Here is a 2,242-nt window from a genome sequence, read left to right on the forward strand (position 1 = left end):
ACTATTTTTAGTCGGTGCCAGCTTTCAGTTAAATGGGGCTCACCGCCAGCTTACTATGAAACTGAAATAATCTCAAGAAGTTTGATTTCATTCAATAACTGTATTTAATGGAATCTAAGTTTGTGTGTTTGGATATCGCAATTGTCACTTGCGAGTTCTATGTTTCTCATAAGTTATAATGAAACCCACAAAATGTGGGTCACACTAAAATGTAAGGGGCTTCATATGATGTCTTTAATCTTTCTTATGCTCTTTATAGCCATGCTTTTTGCCTTTACCGGCAAAAAGTCTCTGAGCTTTGGAGTCTTTGCTATATCAGTCTCACTCAGTGTGTACTGGTTCCATCATCATGCAAATGATGCACTTTCCATATTATTGTGAGGACATGCGTTATGAACCGTAATCACGTCAGTCTACTCAATACCTTGGGTCTATTCGGTATGACATTAGTGCTTCTAATTGGGTTTGTTCTCCAATTTGCATTAAACGAGCTGCCCTGCCCGCTTTGTCTTCTTCAGCGCATCGGCTTTATCATGGTGATGTTTGGTTTCTTGCTCAATGTAAAATACGGCCCTGAGCAGCGGCACTATGGAATTGTTCTAATAGGCGCACTATTTGGCGCAGCGACTTCACTTCGCCAAATTTCCTTACATGTCATTCCGGGAACACCTGGCTATGGCAGCCCTGTTTTGGGTATGCATTATTATACTTGGGCATTTGTCTTGTTTGCGGCAACTATTTTTGCCGTCGCAGTACTCTTAATGATGTGGCGTGAAGAATGGAGTTCAAAACCTTTCACCATGAATGGCCTTGGTAAGTGGGTTTGTTTGCTTGCCCTAGCAGTCGTGGCGCTAAACATACTGTCCACTTTTGCTGAATGTGGACCCTACCAGTGTCCGGATAACCCTGTCAGTTATTGGCTATTTAGTTAACTTGCCAAGAAACAAGAAAAGCCAGCATTCAAGCTGGCTTTTACAATCTGTAGTATTTATCTCTGCTACTTAAGCGTTACCTTTTACTGAAAGATTCAGCTGCTCAGCAAAATCAAGCATGCGATTTAATGGAATAAGCGATTTAACTCGCAATGCTTCATCAACAAAGATCTCGTGCTTCTCTCCTCCTTGAGTCAAGGCTTCTTCGATAGCTTGAAGACCATTCATTGCCATCCAAGGACAATGGGCGCAGCTTCTACAAGTCGCGCCCGCTCCTGCTGTAGGCGCTTCGATTAATTCCTTCTCTGGCACCAATTGTTGCATTTTGAAGAAAATACCTTTGTCGGTTGCGACAATCATCTTGGTTTGAGGCAACTCTTTAGCCGCTTTAATAAGCTGACTTGTTGAACCAACCGCATCAGCCAAAGCAACCACACTCGCGGGAGATTCAGGGTGCACTAAAATGGCGGCATCTGGATATACGGCTTTCATTTTGCGTAATGCATCAGCAGAAAACTCATCATGAACCACACACTCACCCTGCCAAAGCAGCATATCAGCCCCTGTTTGGTTAGCGATGTACGAGCCTAAGTGGCGGTCTGGCCCCCAAATGATTGGCTTTCCTTCGGTATCTAGGTGCTCGACAATATCTAACGCAATGCTAGAAGTGACCACCCAATCAGCTCGGGCTTTAACAGCCGCAGAAGTATTAGCATAAACAACAACGGTATGATCTGGATGAGCATCGCAAAATTCTGAAAATTTATCGGCAGGACAGCCTAAATCGAGAGAACACTCGGCCTCAAGTGTGGGCATAAGGATGCGCTTTTCTGGGGTCAGTATTTTTGCCGACTCTCCCATAAAGCGAACACCGCCGATAACTAAGGTGCTAGCAGGATGACGATTGCCAAACTTAGCCATCTCTAGTGAATCGCCAACAAAACCACCTGTCTCTTCAGCCAGTGCCTGAATTTCAGGATCCGTGTAGTAGTGCGCAATAAGCACCGCATCTTTTTCTTTCAGCAAAGACTTAATGTTGTTTATGTGTGTCTGCTTTTGTTCATCAGACAATGGGATAGGCTTAGGTGGAAATGGATAGACGGTTTCAACTGTATCTAAAATGTGGCTCATTGCTCTTGCTCTAGGCAACTTTTAATAATCCGCATATTCTAACCCCACATGGTTAGGGATGCCAGTTTCAAGCATAATTAGTTGCCAAGGGTTCAATACCATGACAAAAAAAAGGAGCGATATACGCCCTAATGCCGTTCACTTAAGGTGAGCGGCATTGTTTTTTCTGGGGTATCGGC

General features: G+C 43.9%; 3 protein-coding genes. 2 read left to right on the forward strand and 1 reads right to left on the reverse strand.

All coding sequences use genetic code 11. The features are described from left to right. Positions 1 to 228: 228 nt before the first annotated feature. Both AAFM34_RS20810 and AAFM34_RS20815 read left to right on the forward strand, forming a co-directional pair. Positions 229 to 381, forward strand: coding sequence for a DUF5993 family protein (locus AAFM34_RS20810; protein ID WP_371833290.1), 153 nt, complete (start codon positions 229 to 231; stop codon positions 379 to 381). Positions 382 to 392: 11 nt separating this feature from the next. Further along, positions 393 to 932 (forward strand): disulfide bond formation protein B, encoded by a 540-nt coding sequence (locus tag AAFM34_RS20815; protein ID WP_341666175.1) that lies wholly within the window; start codon positions 393 to 395, stop codon positions 930 to 932. A gap of 69 nt (positions 933 to 1,001) precedes the next feature. On the opposite strand, the gene nadA is transcribed toward AAFM34_RS20815, so the two are convergent. Continuing rightward, positions 1,002 to 2,063, reverse strand: coding sequence for a quinolinate synthase NadA (gene nadA / locus AAFM34_RS20820; protein WP_341666177.1), 1,062 nt, complete (start codon positions 2,061 to 2,063; stop codon positions 1,002 to 1,004). Positions 2,064 to 2,242: the final 179 nt, after the last annotated feature.

It is taken from the genome of Vibrio sp., assembly GCF_038138445.1.
GTDB lineage: Bacteria > Pseudomonadota > Gammaproteobacteria > Enterobacterales > Vibrionaceae > Vibrio.

Coding starts and splice junctions, on each gene's coding strand:
- AAFM34_RS20810 (WP_371833290.1), top strand. CDS start 229: ATGTCTTTAATCTTTCTTATGCTCTTTATAGCCATGCTTTTTGCCTTT.
- AAFM34_RS20815 (WP_341666175.1), top strand. CDS start 393: ATGAACCGTAATCACGTCAGTCTACTCAATACCTTGGGTCTATTCGGT.
- nadA (WP_341666177.1), bottom strand. CDS start 2,063: ATGAGCCACATTTTAGATACAGTTGAAACCGTCTATCCATTTCCACCT.